Below are 773 nucleotides of genomic sequence, written 5' to 3' on the forward strand. Positions count from 1 at the left end.
GCCGGAGTTGAAGAAGCCGATGTTGCCGGCCCCGGAGTTTCCGATGCCGATGTTGTCGACGCCCGAGTTCAGCCCGCCGAAGGTGAACTGCCCGGTTGCCGAGTTATAGAAGGTGTTCCCCACGCCGATCAGGTTGTTGCCGGTGAGTCCGAAGCCGATGTTGTTGTTACCGACGTTTCCGCCGCCCATGTTTGCGTTGCCGCTGTTTCCGCCGCCGGTGTTGTTGTTGCCCTGGTTGCCGAAGCCGACGTTGCTATTGCCGAGATTGCCCATGCCCACATTCAGGCCACCATTGAGGCCGACGCCGGTGTTGCCGAGGCCGATGTTCCCGTTGCGGATGTTTCCGAAGCCGACGTTGCCGTTACCGCGGTTACCGCTGCCGCCGTTGCTGTTGCCGATGTTTCCGCCGCCGACATTGGTGTTGCCGTTGTTTCCGTTGCCCAGGTTGCCGGTGCCCTTGTTGCCACTGCCCACATTGGCCGCGGTGTTACCGACGCCCAGGTTGGGCAGCCGCATCAACAGTTCCTCGAAGGGACTCAACGCCGCAGCCGCCGACGACGCTCCGGCGTGATAGCCGAACATCGCCGCGACGTCTGTTGCCCAAAACTGTTCATAGATGCTTTCGGCGGCCGCGATCGCGGGCGCGTTGAGCCCAAACCAGTTTGAGCGCACCAGCTGTAGGAATGCGTTGCGATTGGCGGCTATCTGCAGCGGATGAATGGTGGCTGCCTTGGCCGCCTCGAATGCGCTGGCGACCGCTTTGGCTTGGGAGG

1 protein-coding gene is annotated in these 773 nt (G+C 62.4%); it reads right to left on the bottom strand.

The window, feature by feature from the left end:
- On the bottom strand, positions 1–773 hold a 773-nt coding region (locus BST12_RS29160), incomplete at both ends, for a PPE domain-containing protein (protein ID WP_139802073.1).

The sequence above is a fragment of the Mycobacterium angelicum genome, from assembly GCF_002086155.1.
GTDB lineage: Bacteria > Actinomycetota > Actinomycetes > Mycobacteriales > Mycobacteriaceae > Mycobacterium > Mycobacterium angelicum.